The following is a 235-nucleotide window of genomic DNA, read 5'->3' on the forward strand; positions in this document are numbered from 1 at the left end:
CGGGACTGGCGACGACCTGCGTGGGTGCGGGTGCCGGGGCGGTCGCCTGCGGCGCGACGACCGGCGCAGGCGCCGGGCTGGCGGCAGCGGTGGCAGCGGGCGCGGGATGGATCGGCACCTGACGCCCGTTCTCCAGGCGCAGACCACGGGCGGTCAGCCAGGCGTCGAAATCGTCCGCCGTCATGACCCTGCCGTTCTGGTACATGTTGAAGCGGCCGTCGGCCGCGCTCGCCTG

The 235-nt window shown here is 74.9% G+C and carries 1 protein-coding gene; it reads right to left on the reverse strand.

Annotation, left to right across the window (positions count from 1 at the left end; all coding sequences use genetic code 11):
- On the reverse strand, positions 1-235 hold a 235-nt coding region (locus SB660_RS23825; protein WP_410585074.1), incomplete at both ends, for a hypothetical protein.

Source organism: Bacillus sp. SIMBA_005 (assembly GCF_046535585.1).
GTDB lineage: Bacteria > Bacillota > Bacilli > Bacillales > Bacillaceae > Bacillus > Bacillus pumilus.